General features: G+C 34.3%; 20 protein-coding genes. 7 read left to right on the top strand and 13 right to left on the bottom strand.

What is annotated here, in order from left to right:
• Window positions 1-139 precede the first annotated feature (139 nt).
• Entirely contained in the window at window positions 140-1,288 is a 1,149-nt protein-coding gene (locus H6622_05585) for a hypothetical protein (protein ID MCB9060972.1), read from the top strand.
• An 86-nt stretch (window positions 1,289-1,374) separates the two neighbouring features.
• Window positions 1,375-3,270 carry a hypothetical protein gene (locus tag H6622_05590; protein ID MCB9060973.1) on the top strand — a complete coding sequence of 632 codons (1,896 nt, stop codon included), beginning with the start codon at window positions 1,375-1,377 and terminating at the stop codon, window positions 3,268-3,270.
• Between the two features lie 31 nt (window positions 3,271-3,301).
• On the opposite strand, the gene H6622_05595 is transcribed toward H6622_05590, so the two are convergent.
• From H6622_05595 to H6622_05625, 7 genes are all read right to left on the bottom strand, one after another.
• Entirely contained in the window at window positions 3,302-4,027 is a 726-nt protein-coding gene (locus H6622_05595; protein MCB9060974.1) for a hypothetical protein, read from the bottom strand.
• A 119-nt stretch (window positions 4,028-4,146) separates the two neighbouring features.
• Window positions 4,147-5,328, bottom strand: a complete 1,182-nt coding sequence (locus H6622_05600) for a hypothetical protein (protein ID MCB9060975.1) — start codon at window positions 5,326-5,328, stop codon at window positions 4,147-4,149.
• A gap of 16 nt (window positions 5,329-5,344) precedes the next feature.
• Window positions 5,345-5,974 (bottom strand): hypothetical protein, encoded by a 630-nt coding sequence (locus H6622_05605; protein MCB9060976.1) that lies wholly within the window; start codon window positions 5,972-5,974, stop codon window positions 5,345-5,347.
• An 89-nt stretch (window positions 5,975-6,063) separates the two neighbouring features.
• Window positions 6,064-7,338 (bottom strand): ATP-binding protein, encoded by a 1,275-nt coding sequence (locus H6622_05610; protein MCB9060977.1) that lies wholly within the window; start codon window positions 7,336-7,338, stop codon window positions 6,064-6,066.
• A 29-nt stretch (window positions 7,339-7,367) separates the two neighbouring features.
• The gene (gene eno, locus H6622_05615; protein ID MCB9060978.1) at window positions 7,368-8,648 is read right to left on the bottom strand and encodes a phosphopyruvate hydratase; all 1,281 of its coding nucleotides are present in this window, start codon (window positions 8,646-8,648) and stop codon (window positions 7,368-7,370) included.
• Window positions 8,649-8,736: 88 nt separating this feature from the next.
• Entirely contained in the window at window positions 8,737-9,018 is a 282-nt protein-coding gene (locus H6622_05620) for an acylphosphatase (GenBank protein ID MCB9060979.1), read from the bottom strand.
• A complete protein-coding gene (locus H6622_05625; GenBank protein ID MCB9060980.1) occupies window positions 9,015-9,740 on the bottom strand; it encodes an MgtC/SapB family protein in 726 nt (241 codons plus the stop codon). Before H6622_05625 ends, H6622_05620 begins: the two co-directional genes overlap by 4 nt.
• Before the next feature lie 67 nt (window positions 9,741-9,807).
• On the opposite strand from H6622_05625, the gene H6622_05630 reads away from it, so the two are divergent.
• Complete coding sequence (locus H6622_05630) at window positions 9,808-10,929, top strand: hypothetical protein (GenBank protein ID MCB9060981.1); 1,122 nt, start codon at window positions 9,808-9,810, stop codon at window positions 10,927-10,929.
• Here H6622_05630 and H6622_05635 read toward each other — a convergent pair.
• From H6622_05635 to H6622_05645, 3 genes are all read right to left on the bottom strand, one after another.
• Complete coding sequence (locus tag H6622_05635) at window positions 10,890-11,861, bottom strand: hypothetical protein (GenBank protein ID MCB9060982.1); 972 nt, start codon at window positions 11,859-11,861, stop codon at window positions 10,890-10,892. The two genes, H6622_05630 and H6622_05635, sit on opposite strands and share 40 nt — an antisense overlap.
• Window positions 11,862-11,934: 73 nt before the next feature.
• Complete coding sequence (locus tag H6622_05640) at window positions 11,935-12,177, bottom strand: hypothetical protein (GenBank protein ID MCB9060983.1); 243 nt, start codon at window positions 12,175-12,177, stop codon at window positions 11,935-11,937.
• Between the two features lie 309 nt (window positions 12,178-12,486).
• A complete protein-coding gene (locus H6622_05645; GenBank protein ID MCB9060984.1) occupies window positions 12,487-13,113 on the bottom strand; it encodes a carbonic anhydrase in 627 nt (208 codons plus the stop codon).
• A 256-nt stretch (window positions 13,114-13,369) separates the two neighbouring features.
• Here H6622_05645 and H6622_05650 point away from each other — a divergent pair, with 256 nt between their 5' ends.
• Window positions 13,370-15,007, top strand: a complete 1,638-nt coding sequence (locus tag H6622_05650) for a hypothetical protein (GenBank protein MCB9060985.1) — start codon at window positions 13,370-13,372, stop codon at window positions 15,005-15,007.
• A 6-nt stretch (window positions 15,008-15,013) separates the two neighbouring features.
• Here H6622_05650 and H6622_05655 read toward each other — a convergent pair whose 3' ends face one another.
• The 3 genes from H6622_05655 to H6622_05665 all read right to left on the bottom strand — a co-directional run bounded on the left by H6622_05655 (window position 15,014) and on the right by H6622_05665 (window position 17,793).
• Window positions 15,014-15,877 (bottom strand): hypothetical protein, encoded by an 864-nt coding sequence (locus H6622_05655; GenBank protein MCB9060986.1) that lies wholly within the window; start codon window positions 15,875-15,877, stop codon window positions 15,014-15,016.
• 142 nt (window positions 15,878-16,019) lie between these two features.
• Entirely contained in the window at window positions 16,020-17,462 is a 1,443-nt protein-coding gene (ffh, locus tag H6622_05660) for a signal recognition particle protein (protein ID MCB9060987.1), read from the bottom strand.
• Window positions 17,463-17,586: 124 nt separating this feature from the next.
• On the bottom strand, window positions 17,587-17,793 hold the full coding sequence (locus H6622_05665) for a hypothetical protein (protein ID MCB9060988.1): 207 nt from the start codon (window positions 17,791-17,793) through the stop codon (window positions 17,587-17,589).
• Between the two features lie 257 nt (window positions 17,794-18,050).
• On the opposite strand from H6622_05665, the gene H6622_05670 reads away from it, so the two are divergent.
• From H6622_05670 to H6622_05680, 3 genes are all read left to right on the top strand, one after another.
• Window positions 18,051-19,157, top strand: coding sequence for a tRNA-dihydrouridine synthase (locus H6622_05670; protein MCB9060989.1), 1,107 nt, complete (start codon window positions 18,051-18,053; stop codon window positions 19,155-19,157).
• A gap of 143 nt (window positions 19,158-19,300) precedes the next feature.
• Entirely contained in the window at window positions 19,301-19,570 is a 270-nt protein-coding gene (locus tag H6622_05675; protein ID MCB9060990.1) for a hypothetical protein, read from the top strand.
• A gap of 351 nt (window positions 19,571-19,921) precedes the next feature.
• On the top strand, window positions 19,922-21,232 hold the full coding sequence (locus H6622_05680) for a VWA domain-containing protein (protein ID MCB9060991.1): 1,311 nt from the start codon (window positions 19,922-19,924) through the stop codon (window positions 21,230-21,232).
• The last annotated feature ends 23 nt before the right edge of the window (window positions 21,233-21,255 follow it).

Below are 21,255 nucleotides of genomic sequence, written 5' to 3' on the forward strand. Positions count from 1 at the left end.
ATAACTTGACTTTATATTTACTCCATTTCATTTCGAGCTTAGAGTATAGACTAGTGGTGTGATACGAATATATTGAACGTTTCTATGAACAAGTAGTACAACTCATCATGCTTGAATAAGTATGAATTAGGATGGGTATATGAAACGTTTAATTAAAAACGGTGTGATCATTCTTCTTATTTTTGTTACAAGTTGTGGTAAAGATACACAATTTTTTAAGAAAGACGAAAGCTTCTTCAATAAGGTCGTAGATAAAAATCAAGATGTTAATGACAGCGACCACTATGAAGAAAACCCAGACGATCCCACTAAAAATTATATCACCGAAACCTTTTATCAAACTTCAACCCGAGAAGATGTCAAGATTGATATTGTTTGGGTCATCGATAATTCACTTTCCATGTACGATGAACAAGAAGCTCTTGCCAATAATTTTGATAGCTTTATTAATGGATTTATTCAAAAGCATTTTGATTTCAAGATGGCAATCACAACTATTGACCCTAGGCCATCAGACAGGAACTTCTATAGTAACCTCATCTTTATGTTAGCAAAAGATCAAACACAATATGATTTGTTCATGGATGAATATGATCAGACACCTCAAAATTCATTAGATGGAGGGATGCTCAATCCTATTGGCACTTTAACATCTCAACAAGCTGCAACTGACATGAACAGTTTCTTAAACGATTTTGATAGATATATTCTCACAGATCTTTACAATTTTAGAATTTATGAATCGGGTTTATACGTAATGAAAAGGTTTGCCCAAAGAAATTCTAGTTTTTTTAGAGATGATGCATATACAATATTTATAGTTATCTCAGATGAGGAAGATCAAAGTCATATTATTGCTCCTTACTATGACAATTATTTTTACACTGAGGTTTCTGAATACGTAAATTTTCTAAAAAATAGAAAGAGTAATCCTTCACTGACAAAAATATTTTCCATTGTTAAAAAAAATTCGCCTCTGTATAATGACGAAACATATGGTGACAGGTATATTGAAGCATCTAGACTTACAAATGGGATTTCAAGAGATATAGATCTACCCTTTTCTGAAATATTATCAGATTTCTCTGATAGTATTGTACATTTAGCTGATAATTTTTTACTCACTCAAACGCCAATCGACGGACAGATTCAAGTCAAAGTTAATTCTGAAGTCATTGCAAACTCTGAGTATACATTCACTTTGAGTGAAAAGAAGTTGATATTTGATAAAGACTTTTTACCAACTGATGGGAGTAAAATAGAGGTTACTTACCTAATAAGTAACTAAATATACTCATGGGAAATATATTCCTTTTGTTTTGTTTAAGTAAAGACGACATTTGGTCATGTCGATGAACGTATTAAGGGGCCATTATGACAATTTTTAAATCCTTTTTGAATTTTTTTACAATATTCACCCTTTTGTTTTCTCATGTTGTTTATTCAACAGAAACAACAACAACTGAAAATTCCACAGATTCGACAACAGATACGACGTCAACCGATAACGAAGAAAAAGGATCAAAAATTTCACTCGGACATTCAAGTGGTAGCGTAGGTGAAACAAATAAAAAGGCAGACAAACATATGCTTTGGTCTACAATGTCTCTACTTGCGGTTGGAATTTTTAGTGGAACAGCACTGGCCACGTGTACATCAAGTAGTTCAAAACTTTTTATGATAGGGGGGGCCTTTTATTTGGCCCAAGAACTGTTTAATTGGGGAAATTATGATGAAGGTTCAAAAAGATCATTAGATTTTTATTTATCAAAAAATAAGGATGATGGTCAAAGAGACTCTATCGCTGAAGCTCTCAATCAAACCAGAAAGGCCAGAGAGGCCACTGAAGATAAACAAGATGCTATTAGACTTTCAGAAACGATCTATGGAATCGCAGCAGGAATTGCGATAGCTGAATATTTTGATGTGCACAAATTTGGTATAGATCCAGAATGTGGAAAAGCTACAACAAGTTATAACCCCTCTATTCCATTTTTTGATTATGGCCAGTATGCTTTGGGTAAAAATATTTTTGAAATTGTTGAAAAAGAAAGATTAAATCAAAATGAAGTTCAGAATATGACTTTAACAGAATACGATTATCACAAAAAAATAGAAGAAAATTATAAACTGGCAATTGGGCATGACTTAAGTTCCATGCTTTCGATAATTTCAGAAGCACATGCCAGTATGGAAGATAAATTTGGTGAAATGCTTGGCGCTGGAATAGGTCTATTGGGTGGATATCTTTTAGCTGAAAAATATAAGTGGACATTACTTCAACATCCTCTAAGAAGAGCGGTAACTTTTGGAGGAAGTGCCCTACTGGCCGAGTTAACTGCGGGTTCTCTTGACGGTGTTATTAGCGAATATCAAAAACGAGAAAAAGATTATCAAGATTTACTCGATCTGTATGACAATACAACTGATTCGTTGAAACTCAACAATCTTACTCCTGATTCAAATACACTTAAAATTCAGCGCTCCAAGGCCCCAAAACTCACTCTTAAAACCAGTATAAATATTGATCCAAGTCGAGCTCCTTCAGAATGTTTACATGGATCTGTGAGCAATTTTGATATTCAATCTTGCAAAACCTCAAATCCAGTTAATCCAACTCCTCCAAAATTTAATATTACTGGAGTTGATATACCCACAGATTTTCAAAATGCCGCAACGACAGCAAATGAGCTTGTCAACGCAACTCTTAAAGGTGACATTGCAGGACTTAACGCAAAAGGTTCAAATTTATTAGCTATGAGAGATATCATTGATGAATTTAAAAAAGAAGGTGAAGACAAAGTTAACAAGGATAAAATTTTAAAAGGACTAGATCCAATAGACTTTCGTCAAGGTGAACAAGATTTTATAAAAGAGCTTGAAAATGATGTAAAATCTGCTTACAACCGAATGAACCCAAGTCAACAGGCCCAAATGCAGGCCTTAGCAACCAGAGGTTTTCCGGTAAATGTAGAAAAAACAGATAAAAAAAGTGCAATCGATACCGCAGAAGTCTCCCCTGAAATATCCAAAGGAATGGATCCAAAAAGTGAAAAGAAAAAATTCAATTTTGATTTTAAAGATGGAAAGAAGAAAATTTCAGATTTTACCTCGAAGAATGTAGACTCAGCTCAGGCATTCAAAGGTTACAAACTGAATAAGGCCGAAGTGAATAAATCTGCTAATGAAGATATTTTTAAAATCATCACTTTTAGATACTTCAAATCGGCCTATCCAGTTTTTTTCAACGAAAATAAGAGTAAAAAGTAAAAAGAATTGACTAGGAGGATCTCTAAACTTTTTATTTCTTTTTGAGTTTTTTTAGGACTATAAAAGCTGCAACAGCACCTACTATAGCTAAAATCATTGTTTCATTTTCACCCAGACCAAAAATACCAGGGCCTTTATTTGGATCACGTTGTACTGCAACTTGTTCACCATCCGGAATAATGGTCGTATCATTTGCATTAAATTTTTTACCTTCACCTTCGACTGCAATAGGTTTCCAATTTTGCGACTTGGTTTGTCTAAACACTCTTAAGCTTTGTACAAGAGCATCTATAATTGCCTTATAGGCCTCATAGTGATCTTTTGATACTGAAAATGTAAAAGCAACACCAAGATCTTCTTTTACAGTTGCTAAGTAACGTGTATAAAAGCCAGGAACTTCAGAGGCCAGATGGAGTGAATCAATCCAATTATGCCCATTAATTTCTTTCATTTTAGCATATTTATAGTCAGACTTTACTTCTTTTCCACCTGGAAGCTTAAATGTTTTAGGTTGTTTTAAATATGCCTCATAATCTTGAAGATTGTCTTGTTTGCCTCTAAGTTTTGCGGCCAGTACAATGATGGCCTCTTTCTGTCTATCTTTGTTTACACTTTGGCAAACATACTCTCCACCCTCTAAAGAACATTCCCAACCTGGAGGTAATTCAAACTGACAATATTGATTTGAGAAAAGAGCAGCGTGAGAAATATTCTGATACACAGCAAATAAAAAAAGAAAAATAATAAAGTTCTTCATATGACGGGCCATTATAAAAACATCCTTGTTTTAATATTTATTTGCGTTAACTCTATGATATCGAAAGTAAAAAATGTTACAAGATTTTTTTAAGTGCTTTAAATAATTCTTTCTAATTTCTATTTGTAAATTCTGGCAGTCATACCTTTTTTAATTAATGTTTTTCGGTATTTTCTTATAACCTTAATAATTGACCAATTTGCTGAAGTTTCAAGGATGACTCCAGTTGCAAGGAGAATATTTCCGCCAAAATAGTCAGTCAAATATATATCGGCCTTCATTCCTTTTGATACATCTTGTCCGACACCTTGATCAATTTTTACAAATTTTTGTGAACTTGTAACTTTAAGAATTGTCCCTTCTGTATCGTATTCTTTGAATTTTGCTTCACGTCCTTTACTTAATTTTGCCCTATCTGATTTTGAATAATATGTAATGGCGCCAAATCCACCTATTCCAGCATCTGTTGAAGTTCCCGAAATGACTTTGAAAGCATTTGCTTCAAACCTCCACTGATTACCTAGTTTGAGATTGAAACCGATATAGGGTCTCATGCGAGATCTATTAATAGATTGATTGAAAAAGCGAGAAGGTTCAGACCCTAAGGGAGTTTTTATAATGTCTACATCTTCTTGATTCATCGAATATATACCGTCCATCCCTACTTTTCCTGCGAATGAAGTTCCTAAAAAAGCGATTTCACCTTTATAGAGGACTTCTGCAGACAATCCATCTGGAGGTAAATTGTATGCACCATCAACATAAATATTGATTGCATTGCCTAGATAATAAGTGACGGCCCCTCCAAAAGTAAGTTCGTTACCTTCATTTCCTAAAGAAATTGCTTCTCCATTAGCGATCAGAGTTAAATCGGTTTCGTTCGTAAAAAGCGATTTTCTGAATTTTGTGTAGAGAGAACCTTCAAATTTTTTGGTAGGAATCATAGCAACTTTAAGACCTAACATAGCTGATTCAATATTAGCATTTGTCACTTGGTTGGCCTCAGTATCAGAAATAATATATCTTCCTCTTATTCCTGTGAACATTTCAATATATTTATTAACTCCATAATGGATATTGGCCTCTCCATCAAATTTTTTATAGCCTTGTTCATCATTGAATTCAACTTCAGTTCCATCGGTATCATACACACCACTGGAGAGGTGGAAATCCCCCAATAAATCGAGTTTGAAAACACTTTCTCCAATATGTCCACTTTGTGGATTGTAGAGAACCCTATCTTTCATGGCCAGAATGTTTGAGGAATACATTACAAATATGAAAACACATATTTTAAGCATTAAAAAAATCCTTTTTTTATTCGATTATAACCTCAGGTAATGAAAGTTCAAAATGTTCCAATGAATTTTTTGAATTTTTTGGAAAAATAAAGAGTCTTCTTCTAAGTGGCCAGTGTCCAGGTATTTTTTCAAATAAATCAATTTCTCTGATCATAAGTCGCATCGGAAATTGAAAGTGTTCTTTGGCCTCTTGTAGGGCCTCTTCAAGGTGATGAGGATTATTAAATCGTCCTAAGGGTAGAACTACATTTTTTTCAAGTTGATCAAATTCTTTTCCATGTTTTTTCTTACTAAATCTTCCTTTAAAAGAATTAATATTGTCCCAAATGGACTCCATGCAATGAAAAATATTATCCGGGATTTCAGGGCGAAGAAATAACATCCCATTTTGACCTTGAAAAAAGTCTAACCCCTTAAAAACGATCTCACTATTTGTATTGATATTATGTAATTGAACTTCGAGATCTTCTTCAACGTGATCGATAAACATTTCAACATCTTGATAAGGTATTTTAAAAGGTGGCAAGAGTGTCATTTGCAAAATAGTTGAGTGATTTGTTTTAGAATCGAAGCATTTACGAAAACGATCAATTTTCTTAAATTGAAATTGGTTTTGATGAAAAGTAAGACCGATAAAAAAATCCATTTTTACTCCGGTCAGGAAGTCTGTCTTTATTTTGAGCGTACAACTCAACTTTATTGTGATTTCTTTTGAAATAAAAGTCAAACGGTAATTTAGGCCACTAAATTTTTTACTTCTGGATTTGGAAGAATTATAAGCGAGTGCCAACAAGAGTCTTCAATAAAAAATTTAAATTCTCCTCCGAGTTCTTGGCAAAGTTCGTGAACAGATTCTAGTCCTAGACCGGTAGAATACTTAACACCCTCTCCTGAAATTTTTTGAATTGTTTGCTGAAGTTTTAAATCTAGATTTTTATTTTGGCCGGCCAGATCAGTGATATTGTTTTTGATTGTGATTCTTAGTACATCATCACGATAATCAAATTTCATTTCTACTTGTTTTGAGCCTTGTTCTGCTATATTTTTGAGTAAATTAGTAAGAATCCTATAAAAATAGGGAAAATAGACTTTGTATTGGTTTCTTTCTAAGATTGGAACAGAATCACTGATATGTCCTTCAAAAATAAACTTAGTTTGTATTTGATGAGGTGGTAAAAAGTTTGCAACAAGATTAAAGAGTGTTTTCTTAGCAAATTCAAATGTAACGTACTCATAAAGACCAATTAAATTTTTGTGAGAATATTGGAAATGATCTCTCACAAGAGATTCAAGCATTTTGATTTCATTATAGACACTTTCGCTCTCATTTGTATCAAGGCCCATTCTCATAGAAATTCTATTTTGTAAAAAAAGACCCATTGAATGAGTATGATTAATGAGATCATGGAAAAAAAGTCTCTCTCTGTGAGAACTCATAGTTCTTAATGTGCCTTTACCTCTTAGAACTTTAGAAAGATGTCGCAAAGTTTGTGCTTCTATGCAAGCACCCCCAAGATAAGTTGTACCAAATGCCCAAATGATAATACATACTATAGTGATAACAGAATATGGTTCAAAAATAATTGTTCTATTAAGTGAGTAGAATGTCGCAAAAATTAAAAGCACTATACCCATATAATAATGAGATTTTTCATGGAACCAGCTCCAAAAGCTACCCAGGGTGTTTTGTAAGAGTTGTGGGAGAAATATAGAAGGCAAAAGGCCTAAGAGAATATATGTTGTATCCTTAAATTGAAAAAAAAGTCCAAAATAACAAATTGTTTGTCCGAGGGCCAGAATCGTCGTACCACGCGTACCTCTTAGAAGAAAAGACTGTCCAAAATAGTGATGGAAAAAAAAGAAGTTAAGTCCTAGAAGTGAAGTCGTATAAAATTGCTCATGATATTCGTAGTTATTTATGATAAAAAAGCTAGTCCAAAGTAATGCACTAGAAGCGAGTGAAAAAAGAAAATAGACGTCTACAAAAGTATAGCGCTTAAAAAAATTCATGGGGCCCCAATACGAGACCCCCTGATTTTTTATTTTATGACATTGAAATTGTCATTTGAACCAAGTGTCTCTTCAATTCTTAGTAGCTGATTATATTTTTCAATTCGGTCAGATCTACTGGCCGAACCTGTTTTAATATGACCTGCACCACAAGCAACGGCCAAATCGGCAATGAAGCTATCGCCGGTTTCTCCAGAGCGGTGACTAATGATGGTCTTATAATTATTTTTATAAGCAAGCTCCAAAGTTTCAAAGGTTTCGGTGAGAGTTCCAATCTGGTTTACCTTGATTAGAATTGCATTGGCCTGTCCCTTTTCAATTCCTTCTTTGAAGATTTTTTTATTTGTTACAAATAGATCATCTCCAACAAGTAAGACCTTATCACCGATGGCCTTTGTCATTTTTACCCAGCCTTCAAAGTCTGCTTCAGCAAGTCCATCTTCAATTGAGTAGATCGGATATTTAGAAATAAAGTTTGAGTAATATTCGATCATTTCATCAGTAGTTAGCGTCTTACCTTGCATGATGTATTTACCATTTTCGTAGAATTCACTAGCTGCAGCGTCTAGCGCAAGAGAAACATCAACTCCGGGTTTAAGGCCAGCTTGCTCAATGGCCGACAAAATGAGTTCGATGGCCTCTTCATGAGAATTGAGATTTGGAGCAAATCCTCCTTCGTCGCCAACATTAGTGGAGTAATTTTTGTTTGAGAGAACTTTTTTTAGAGTATGAAAAATCTCTACACCGGCCCTGAGGTTTTCAGAAAAACTTTTCTTCAGATGAGGAACGATCATAAATTCTTGAATATCTAAATTGTTTGAAGCATGTTCTCCACCATTTATTATGTTCATAAGGGGAGCTGGTAATAGATATTGTCCAACCGGATTTGGTACGTTTAATCTTTCTTTAATATAAGTAAAGAGGTCCATTTTCTCATCAAGAGCTCCAGCTCTACAAGCGGCCATACTGACAGCAAGAATGGCATTGGCCCCTAGGTTACTCTTATATTCAGTTCCATCCATCTCAATCATGGCCAGATCAATTGACTTCAGGTCAGTGACTTCTTTTCCAAGAAGAGCGGGCGCAATTTTATCCTTAATATTTTTCAGAGCATTAAGTACAGATTTCCCCATATAATAGTCTTTTCGCCCATCTCTTAATTCTAGAGCTTCACGAGATCCTGTAGACGCACCTGAGGGTACTGAGGCCCGGCCAAGATTTCCTAACTCAGTAATGCAATCAACTTCAACGGTGGGGTTGCCGCGAGAGTCGAGTACTTGACGCGCTATAATATTTGTAATTTTACTCATTAAATACTCCTAGGTAAAAGAAGCGAATTCTAGTGAATTTTCTAAATAATGAAAAGGTGCCAAGCGAAGGAAAAAGGATTTAAAATATTTAATACTTTATATAAAACTTTTGCAGATTATTTGTATTTTCATTAGATTCTAAGTGTTCGACACTTGTAACTCTGGCCGCAGGAGGGCCGTGGTTGCAAAATTCTATGAGTTTTTGAATATCTTCCTGGGGGCCAAGTGCAAATACTTCGACACTTCCATCATCAAGATTTTTGACATGGCCTTTTAGTTGATTGCAATTTTTCTCAACAAATTCTAAAGTGGATTTCCTAAAGAAGACTCCTTGCACAATACCATTTATTTTCAAGTGTAGTTTCTTCATAATTTTTGCTCGTGATGATGCCAATTATCGTGATCGATCATTCGATACTTGACTGCGTGAATCTGTAATAATCCTTTGATCCTATTCGTGACATCAATTATCTTTTTGGGATTGATATCCATATAAACATGGAGATGTGTTTTTCCTGTGTCATCTGAATAGATTTCTTCATATACCTTAATGACTTCGTCGGCCTCTTTCTGACAAATATTTAAAACATAGTCCTTAACCGATGTTTTAGACAAAACTTCTAAATGATAAGTTTCTTTAAGTTTGAGTATTTTATAAAATGGCCCTAAAAGATTGAGCACTACTAAAATTGTTATGGTAAATAAAGTTGCAATCAGTGGATAGCCACACCCAATAGTCACACCAATGGCCGCAACAACCCAAATTGTTGCAGCGGTAGTTAATCCCTTAACCCCCCCTTTTCCTTGAATAATTGCTCCTGCTCCTAAAAAACCAATACCAGAAACAATTTGAGCGGATGTTCTATTTGGATCAACTACGTTATGCACTCCATCCATGAGTAAGTGAGAAACAGCTGTATAGAGTGTAGCTCCAAGGCATATGAGAATATTTGTTTTCACCCCGGCATCTTTCATTTTCCTTTCTCTATCTATACCAATCAGACCGCCTAAAACCATAGCTGCGACTATTTTAATTCCCATCCCCAAATAGATGGACACGGACCCTAAAATTTCAATTTGAATATTTTGCATCACCCATTTCCTTCTGCAGTAAAGTTACGTATCATTCAGATAATTAACCATTTTAACGCAAGAGTTTATGAAAAGACCAGGTATTGTTCACTTCTTGGCCATAAAAACGAACCATTCCATACAAGTTAGGGCAGCACTTACATTAAAAAATTATGAATTCAAGAAAAAATCAGAATTTGGACAATCTATGCCTGCTTTTCCAATTCAAAGTTTTTCTCTGATGGCCCATGAGTTTTTTACGATAAAACTAGTCGGAGTGACTGAGGACAGGGCAGAAATTTTTAAAAAGTCGATTGATTCAGACTCTGTTGGAAATTTTTATTTCAAAATTCCACTGAATGAGTCGACGAATAAAATTAAAACAATTCAAGTCTATGAAACTTCCTACGCTCCAGGGATGGAATTATTAGTGGGGAGTTACTTTATTTACACGATTCAAGATCCAAAACATATAATCATTTCAGATTTCGATAAAACGCTGGCCGACACACGTTATTCAACAACAAGTGATGTTTATAAGTCTTTGTCTAGTCCAGTTGAGGTTTTCCCAACTTTAGATAAAAGTGTAGAGAAGATTAAACGTTTTATTGATGAAGGTTATCATCCCTTCATCTTAACTGCCTCACCTCACTTTTATGAAGAAGCTATTAGGGATTGGTTGTATCAACATAAGATTTTTAGTGCTGGAATTTTTCTCAAAGATTACCGACAAATTTTTTCTTTAACTCTGGGGGAACTCTCTCCAAAAGACTTAAAAACCCAGGGACTATACAAGATGGGACATCTCTTCTCAATCCTCTCAATGACTGGCATACCTCAGAAGCTTGTATTAATGGGAGATAACTTTGAATCTGATCCTACAATCTATGTGACACTTGCGGCACTGCTCATTCAATCGCAAGGGCCCTGGTCGATTTGGAAAAAACTCAAAAATTTCGAATCTTTTAAGTTATCTTCAAAGCAAGATCAGTACTTTCTAAGTAAAATTTATCAATTAGAAAATAAGCTTAATCAAGAAAAAGAGTATCGAGGGGATGATCTAAATATTGAAATAAAAATCTTTATTCGTAGAAAATCAACTGAACAAGAAGTTCATATTCCCAAAGACTATTTTCCAGAACTTCATCATTTGATTGAACTCTATGATGGTTATGGTGAAGATGATGCTAAAGTTTCAGAAATAAAATAATTCTCTTCATCAATGAATTTTTTAAATTGATAAAGATAGAGACGATATCTAATTGCAGTCAAGACGTGTCCTGCGTGAATGATAATTTTGTTTGGTCTGTTAAAACTCTCCCATAATTGATATTGCGTATCAGTTGGTACAGAACTATCGTAATTACCTATCATCATGAATATATCATTTCTAGATCTTCTTTGGGCAAATACTAAGGGATCAAGCAAAATATGTTCTTTGAGATAGTTTTCAAAATTTCTCTTTTTTTGAAATCCCTCTAATCCCATTCGTATAGATCTATAATTTTCAATAATACTTTGTTGTGAACTGGTTAGTATTTGGGGAATATTTCCTCCACCTACAATAATTATTGATTTTTTTATTCTAAGGTCTACCCCGGTGACTAATGCGGTTCGAATTCCCCCTAGACTCACACCAAAAGCACTAATATTTTGAGAGTCAATATTTTCATGAGCTAAGGCGTAATCAATTAATTTTTGAATAGAAACTGTGGAGCGAATGAGAAAATCATCAATATCAGCTAATTCCCTATTAGGATCGGCGATATTTTGATTGAGTCTTGCAATGATGGCCGTATGGCCGCGGTTTGCAAAATAGCGGGCAACATCTCGTTCAAGTAAAATTTCACCTTCAATTGAAGGCATAATCATTATCAGAGGTCTTCGCCCACTTAGTTTTGATCGATAGAGGCCAAAGCTAATAATATCACGTTGAGAAGTTATTGGGTCCATCGTTTCAAGTTGTCCCTCAAATTGTATATGAGATTTAGAATCACTGACTTGTTGTATTGAGTATGGTTCATCACGTTTATCGTACTCAAATTTTGATAATCTACGTTCAAGTTCGAGTTGCGATAAATTGGAGGCCAGGAGTGTATTAGCTTTAATAATTAAAAGGATTAAAATATTTTTTTTTATCATGATAAACTCTCTTTTAAGGTTTATCGTCAATATATTGTAGAATGTGAGAAGCTGTCACATAAAGTCAATTTAATCAATTCATGAGCAAAAATTGCGGGGCAAATAAGATGATTTGCAAAATTGATAATCTAAGACCCAACTGATGAATTTTTTGAACTTTTTGTGGGCCATAATATTTTTTCAAAGCTCTTGTTAGGGGTAGTTTATCAAAATCAAATTCAATAATTTCAAGATAGATACGAATTGCGGCCAGAACAAGGCACACTAATATTAAGACTTTATTTTCTCCAATAATGTATTCCGTGTAAAGATCCATAACACCTCGCTTGGTCTAAATCTTTTCGTCAAAATTTTTGTAGTAATGAGTACTTAAAAATGAACGGCATTAATTTCTATATCTGGCATGCTCTAGTCGATCAAAGAGTTCCCTGAAAACAAAAGAAGAAGTTTTATCTATTAGAGTTTAGTCTAAAAGTACATAGGAATTAACATATAATTAAAGGTTACCAAGAAGCACTAAGCTATTATATTGTAGTCCGGATTTTACAGAGTGTTAAAGAGCTACGATCTTATTATTTTCATGAATTTTTCATAAGATTCTTAAAATTTATATTCAAGAGTATTTTCAATCAAGATGATAAATTTCCATTATACTATTTAAGATGGTTTCAAAGTCAATTTTAAGATCAATAAGCTTTCCAGTATGAACATCAAAAACCCACCCGTAGACTTTTAGGCCTCTTCCCCTGAAAGCTTTCTGAACACTTGCTGTCTTTATAGCATTCACACATTGTTCCTGAATATTTAACTCAACTAATCTCTGATATCTTTGTTCTTCGTTATCAATTGAATTTAGCTCTCTTCGATGCAGTCTATACACATCCCTGATATTTCTGAGCCAAGGATTGAGTATACCCAGATCTTTACTTTCTAGAGCAGCTTTCACTCCTCCACACCCATAGTGTCCACATATGATTATATGATCAACTTCGAGGTGAATAACCGCGTATTCAATAACACTCATAACATTCAGATCTATACTACTTACCATATTGGCAATATTTCTATGAACAAAAACTTCTCCAGGATTTGCCCCCATAAGTTCTTCGGCCGTCACTCGACTATCGGAACAACCGATATAGAGAATTTTTGGTTTTTGTCCACGCCCTAGATTTTTAAAAAAATCTTGGTCTTGTGCCAGTTTTTGTCCAATCCAATCTTTATTATTTTTTAAAATTTTATCTATATCCATAAAAAATCATTTTGTTATTAGTCATCTTTTTGCAACGCAACTTCTAGGCGTATTTACGAGCATATTATTCGCTGTTGTGTCCAATTCGTCAATTGAACAAATCTCAACTCAATACTCACCATAATTGCTTCGATTTAATGTTTGAAATTTGTTATGATCCCCTAAAGTTTGCAAAGCACAATTCTTTTGTAAAACAATGTTTTGCCCATCATGGAGAGAAACTTTTAGTGCATACGTGAAGGAGACATTTGGTTTTATGATCCAAGAAAATGTTGAACAAAATAAACTTCCCATTATAGAATTATTTGGAGATGTAGAAGAGTGTTTTTACCAATTAGGTCTCAAAGATAAAGGAAGAGTTAAAGAAATTCTCAGACATATCTTTTCACTTTTGGGTACTCGTTCAAAAACGTTCAACACCATCATTCATGAAACAATAAAACAAGTCCTCGCTAAAACCATGTCGCGTGATAAATTTTATAACAATTTATCTGCCTATGCCGAAGGCCTTGATCATCCTTTTGAAGATATACTTTTTGCTTTTCTGATTCCCGAACTGATGTGTTGTTTATCAAAATGGATGCCTTCAGTTCATTCAAGTATGTTTGGTTGTTCGTCGTTTTTTGCCCTCAATGAAAGTGGAAATCCACTACATTTTCGTGTGTTGGATTTTCCTTTGGCGCAAAGTTACGATTCAAAAGAAAGAGTCGTGAAGTGGAAAGTTAGAAATGATCTTGAAATATTTTCTTTAGGAACTTCAGGTCTTCCCTATCCTTCCATTACGGCCATGACAAATAAGGGCGTCACACTGGCCATTCATCAGAAATTTTTAGATAAATTAAATTTAAAAGGTGAATCAATATTTGAAATTGCTTTTGAAGTTTTAACAAATTCAAATTCGGCCGAAGATGCTTTAAATTTTTTAAAAACTGTTGAATCATTCAGTAGTTGGGGAATCTATATGTCTTTCCCTGACAAAAAAGTGTTAGCATGTGATTTGATGGGAGCTGAGGTTAGAGGAGATATTTATGCACTAAAACCTGGTGATATTCTCTATTTCAATAATATGCCTGAAGATCCTTCTTTTGATCAAGGCCAATATATTCCCTATGGGCTAAAAGACTATAATATCATGAGGCGAACATGTGCAATTCAAAAAATTGAAAAACTTAAACAATTTCCTAAATTATGTCATAAAGATTTTTTTACAGAAATTGCTTCTCCCTATTTACCACCTCTTTATGAAGACAAAGATTGGAATCTTGACTGCATAACCCCTTCGTCCATGTTATGTGTAAGCTTCAATGCAAAAGAAGAAGAATGTTACTTTGTTTCAGGAAGTGCACCTAAAATCTATAATGGGAATGCAATAAAAATTTCAAAATGTTTTTCAGGCCTAATTCAGGAATTTATGCATGAAAAAAATTCGAGGACTCCACTTAATTATAAACAGGGGATGATGGATCTCATCTACGCGCAAAGAGCGCAAGACCTTCATGATATACATAAGAATTATCATCACTTACAAATGGCCATTGGGCATTTTGAAGATTTCCCGATTCACAATATTGCTCAATTCTATTTTTTGGTTTCACAATTCATCCACGATAAACACAGAAGAGTTAGGGCCAGACTACTGGAAGAATTTAAGGCCATAAAAACCAATCTTCCTCCGTACTTGAAAGATCAATCTCTACTTTTCATTATGAGGTTAGAAAAAATTCTTGGCAATGAAATCACTGTAAAAAAATCTGAAATCACCAATAAAAAATTGCAAAGCTTATATGAATTTGAACAGAAAATGCCAAAGCTATTCTTTCATCAAATTATCAGCTCAACAATGAATCCTCGTATTGAGCTATTAGACATAATCTATGGGCATCAAATCGTTTAAAAATAATTAATTTTTAAATTCTATGCTACCCAATCCAAATTTACCAATAATCTCAAAATGACTTAGATCAGGATCACCAGGATTTAAAACCCTAATACCGTGAGCAACTTTTCTAAAATCATCCCATCTGTCACTTGTAGACTCGGTATAAACAATTCTCACTGGCCTTCCACTTTTTACAACTTGCTCAGCGTACTGACACATTTTTTCACCATAGATATTGAACATTTCTTTTTTTACTTCTTGTTCATTTTTCTTTTTTAAATCCGACTTAATCTTAACTACTCCAGTGTTTAATTCTAAAACGCAATCTACATCATATGAACGAACCCAACGGCCAATTCTTCTTTCAACTCTAGCAATTTTTCCAAAATTGGTTCTTAATGGCCCTTCTTGTCTGGTATCCAAAGATTCCATCATTTCGAGAGGTAATTTATCTTTTACGTATTGATTAAGCTCTTCTACTGCCACAATTTTGTAATCACCTTCATTAATATCAAAATCTAATCCTGATTCTACAATATATGAAAAAGCATATGTTTTATATTGGTCTAAATAATCAATTTTATCTGTAAGATTTTTAACATCTTCGGCCAGTTCGAAATCAAAGAGTGTTCCGGGAAATTCTGTTTGACCAACTTGATCAAACGCTCCTGAATAGAGGGTCAATTCATTTGAATCGAAGAAAAAACTCTTATTGTTGTTATGAAGACCGATCTTTCCTATAAAGATACCAGATCTGGCCACAGGGCCTCCATCATGTGAGATGGGAGCTTGAATTGATGTATCGGTATCTCCACTGTCAAAAGCAAAAGATCCAAATGACAATATTGAAGCAAGTGTAATGAATGAAATTTTAGAATAGATCATGAGAATACCCTCAAAAATGAATTTGTTAGAATCTAACTAACAGTTTTCATTATTTTCTACAATATCCTGTGTAGTAATTTCGTGGTTTTAATTTTGAATTAAGTAAAGTTGAATTGTTTAATTACTTTTTCTAGGAATCAACTTAGAAAAATCCCCCTCCCCATGGGCCTCTTTTCTTTCCTTTGCCTTTTCCTTTTTTAGGTCTTCTCATATCAGGCATGCCCCCCATTCCAGGCATTCCTCCCCCCATTCCAGGTAAAGAAGGCATACCTCCTTTAAACATACCCATCATGCCGGACATCATTTTTTCCATTTGCTTAAATTTGGAAATAAAGTCCTTAACTTGCTGTGAAGATGTTCCTGAGCCTTTTGCAATTCGATTAATTCTAGATTCTTTCAATATTTTATAGTCTTCTTTTTCTTGATTAGTCATCGATGAAATAATGACTTTCATTCTAGACATTTCTTCTTTTGCCGGAGAGAGATCACCTACTTGCTTAAGCATTCCACCCATTCCTGGAATCATTTTTAAAATATTCTCCATGGGCCCTAAATTGCTCATCATCTCCATTTGTTTCATGAAATCTCCGATGGTGAATTTTCCTTTCTCCATCTTCTTCATCATACGTTCTGCTTCTTTTTCATCAATGGCCTCTTCGGCCTTTTCGACTAGAGTAAGAACATCTCCCATATCTAGAATTCTTTTTGCAAGTCGATCAGGATGAAAGAGCTCTAAATCTTTCATCTTCTCACCAGTAGAAATATAGCAAATTGGAACACCTGTTACGTGTCTAATTGAAAGGGCCGCCCCTCCCCTAGCATCAGAGTCCATTTTTGAAAGAACAATGCCTGTTAATCCTATCGCCTCATGAAAAGTCTTAGCGACATTTACGGCCTCTTGTCCGGTCATTGCATCTGCCACCATCATCACTTCTGGTTTGTAGGAGGCAATTTCATTTTTAACTTCTACAATCTGTTTCATGAGATCATCATCAACATGAAGCCTACCAGCAGTATCAATAATGACTATTTTTTTATGTAATTTTTTCGCCTCTTCAATTCCTGCTTTCGCAATATCTTTAGGATGCATGGAAAGATCAGAGTCAAAAATATCAACATCAATTTGCTTGGCCAATGTTTCTAATTGCTTCTTGGCAGCGGGTCTAAAATTATCAGCAGGTACGAGTAAAACATCTTTCTTTTTTTTATTTTTTAAAAAAAGAGCAAGTTTACCTGAAAAAGTTGTTTTTCCTTGCCCGTTTAGACCTACAATTAAAAAGGGAAGAATTCCTTCTCTATCTAGGTTCGGGCCTTGATGTTCTTCTCCCATAACATGGGCCAGTTCATCGTGAACAATTTTAATAAATTGCTCACCAGGGTTTACTCCACGAATTACTTTTTCACCAAGGGACTTCTCTTTTACGTTGTTAATAAAAGACTTTACAACTTTGAAGTTAACATCTGCTTCGAGTAGGGCCGTTCTCACTATTTTGAGTGTATCTTCGATATTGCTCTGTGAAATTTTTCCTTTTCCAGAAATATTTTTAAAGGCATCTGAGAACTTGTCACTGAGCTGATCAAACATTGAAATTGTCCTTAGTTTTACATGTGGGTAAAATATGGGACATGCTAACAGAATGATTTATATTTGTCAGTAAAGTACAGAGGTAAGAATGGGATTCGCAATGCGTCTCCCATTTATTATAAATTTAAGGATTTTCTTGAGTTTGACAACCAGAAAGACCATTAGGAGAAACGCTACATACGAAAACTTTAGGTCCTGGCCATATTCCACCTAAAAAAGCATCATTTCTAACGATAGCTACTTTACCTTTATTAACTTTAGTAACTGCAGTATAGCTAGCACATCCTGTCAAGCTCGTTGCAAAGAGAAGCGTTAATAGTATTCCTTTCATGAAAACTCCTTATATAAGTTCTGTCATATTACGCAATAAAAAAAGTTTAAGACGCAAGGTTAACGTTGGCAAGTTCTTTTTAAAAATTAATAATTTAGAGTAGGTTATTTAAAATATATGTAAAATTTTATTCATGTATTTCTGCGACTCTCATAAATTTTCAAGCATTCAAAATATAAATCATTTACACTTTTAAAAGATATTATTTTTTATAGATACACTTTCTCTTTTTGGACAAATATTTCCGAAACCTTTATATGTTTTATATTAATTTTAAAAAGTATAACGATATGTTTAGCGAACAGTTACAGAATAAAATAGATCCAATTCTAAAAAGAAGAAATTCAATTTCTTTAGGAAGAATTCATTTTGACTCACCTCTATTGCTCGCACCGATGTCGGCAATTTGTAACGTGCCATTTCGCTTACTGATGGAAAAATTGGGAGCAGGAGGAACTGTAAGTGAGCTTATTTCATGTCATGGCATACAACATAGAAATGATCGAACACTTCATATGCTAAAGATAGACCCAAGAGAGAAAAATATTGGTATTCAAATTTTTGGTGAAGATAAAAATGCAATGTCATATGCTGCTGCATTTGCTCAGGATTTTGGGCCAAAGTTTATAGATATAAATATGGGCTGCCCTGTGCGAAAGGTTGTATCTAAGGGAGGAGGCTCGGCGCTATTGCAAGACACTAGTAAATTGGGTGATTTTTTTTCGACGATAAAAAAGGAAATCCAAATTCCTTTGACGATAAAGATTAGAACTGGTTGGGATGAAGCTTCAATCAATGCTCATGAAATAATTCACATAGCGAAAGAAGAAGGAATTGAATTTGTTGCTGTACATGGACGAACAAGAACGCAACAATATAAAGGGCAAGCAAATTGGAACTACCTTGAAACCTTAGCTCAATTATCGCCTCTTCCTATAATTGGTAATGGAGACTTACATAGTGCTAAAGTAACAAGGCAGAGATTGATTCAAACTTCATGTCAAGCTTTGATGTTAGGTAGAGGGCCCCTAAGAAATCCGTTTATTTTTTTAGAAAGTTTTCTTAGTGAGCAAGAAGTCTCTCCTTTTGGGCCAAGAGATTATCTTGAAATCATTGAGTGCCTATTAGAATTAACAAAAGAATATGCATTCAAAGAAAGGGCCGTCTTAGTGCAAATGAGAAAGCATATCGTATGGTTTGCGGCAGGGTTGAAAAATGTGGCCATTTTTAGAAATGATTTGTTTAAGGCGCCTGATCTAAAAGAGACGATGAGAATTACGAGAGATTATTTTATGTCTCTTGGAGATAATGCGTTTAAAAAAATTAATTATGATGAATCATTTATGTCGTCCGGACATGGCTAGGTTTATTTTATTTTTTATAAATGGCCTCTGCATAAATATTTTTCAACTAGTTCATAAATAGTGATTACTACAAGAATTTGTTTATAAATTTTGACAATGATGATAAATACTTCATCGTATATCTTAACAAGTAGAGGTGAACGATGAAATCATTACGATCCATGCAAGACCTTGAGAATTTGCTTTTAAGATTTCTTGCAAAAGAAAACACGTCTTTATGTGCGGCCAAAAGGATTGAACAAACGATCAATACTGAATTTACAGATAACCAAGTTCTGCTCAATTTATCAGATTGTTTATCACATGTGCGCCCTGGAATGTATGATCAAAATTTCGATTATGAGGATGTTAAGTATCAAATGCTTGATTGTGTGAAAGAGATTTGGGATGCAAAAAAGGTATACCTAGACTAGCGGGGCAAAGTTGTCTGTTTTGATTGTCGCCAATTATCAATTGAAATGCCCCTAGTAAAATCAATTGATTAGTGCATTTGTGGCTTTAAAAGTAGGCAGTTTAGAACAATCCTGATTTAAGATTTCGCATCTAAGATTTCAAAAAAATTCGATTTTCAAAAAAAGGTGAATTTCGATTGATCCAACTTTTTTAAAATATCACAATAGTAGTCAAGAAAAGGATCAATCTTGTCTCTTTGGGATTGTGTAGTACGTAAGTGGCCTAAGTACGTTATCGGACATCAAAACCAAAAGATAACTGAATGATGGATTAGGGAAACCTATACCATTGCATTCATGTTTGGAGTAAACATGAAGAAACAGTTATTAAATTTAACATTGATAATGACAGTGGGAATAGCTCTCACAAGTTGTCAACAAGAGGCCGAGTTCTTTGAAAAGGATATTTACTCATTGAATAAGGCAAAAAAGGATCAGCATGGTCTCCCTGAACAAAGTGAAATAGAAGTGCCAGGAGACAGTAGTGAAGTAGTAGAAGTAGTAGAAGTAGTAGAAGTAGTAGAAGTAGTAGAAGTACCAGAAGTAGTAGAAGAACCAAAAGTAGTAGAAGTACCAGAAGTAGTAGAAGAACCAAAAGTAGTAGATACAAATGATGGAGGTACTAGTGATGCAGAAACTCCAGGTGAAGAAATAAATGAAGAAGAAGATATAGTGGATACGCAAATTAATGAAGAAATTACAGAAGTACCACAAGAAGATTTATTCAACAGCGCTTCAGAACTCTTTGTACAAAAAGGTGAATCAGAATCAGCTAAATTAGATATTGTATGGGTTATAGATAATTCTGGTTCGATGAGTGATAATCAAACAGCGCTTGCGGAGAATTTTGAAATGTTTATCAATGCATTTGCAGATAAAAATCTCGATTATAGAATGGGAATCACAACTACAGATGTGAGTAAGACAACAAGTCAATGTCTCTATTATGGGGACTACTGTCAGCAAAAAGGTATTGATGGAATGATGGTTAATCCAATTGACTCTTTAACATCAAACAGAGCTCGCGATGATAGGGCAGGCTTTATTGAAGATTTTAAAAAATATATTAAAGTTGGATCGAGCGGAAGTGGTACTGAAGTTGGACTTGAGTCAATGAAAAGATTTGCCTCTCACTACAAGAGTGATTTTTTCAGAGAAGATGCTTATACAATTGTCATCATAGTATCTGATGAAGACAACACTTCAACGACTGCAGTAGAAGATTACATTTTGCCTGTTCAAGAATTGAAAACCAATAAGGGTTTACTCAAAATTCACTCAGTTGTTGCTCTTCAAACTGTAAAAAATGATTATAGAATTCAACAGGTTCAAGGTATGAAATATATCCAAGCATCTGAACTAACAAATGGTTTAGTTGCCGATATTGAGGAAAATTTTGCAACAGTGCTAACAGAGATCGGTGAAGAGATCGTTCATCTTTCTGAAAGTTTCGCTCTTGGTGATATTCCTTATCAAGGTGATTTAGAAGTTCTTGTTGATGGATCACTAGTATCTGAAGATTCTTATGATTATTTTGCAGACTCTAATACAATAAAGTTTCAAGACGGTTTTATACCTCTACAAGGAAGTGAGATTGTGGTGAAGTATAACATCCAAAAGTAATGGCAATCCTTGAGGAACTCTGG

Source organism: Halobacteriovoraceae bacterium, from assembly GCA_020635115.1.
Taxonomy (GTDB): domain Bacteria; phylum Bdellovibrionota; class Bacteriovoracia; order Bacteriovoracales; family Bacteriovoracaceae; genus JACKAK01.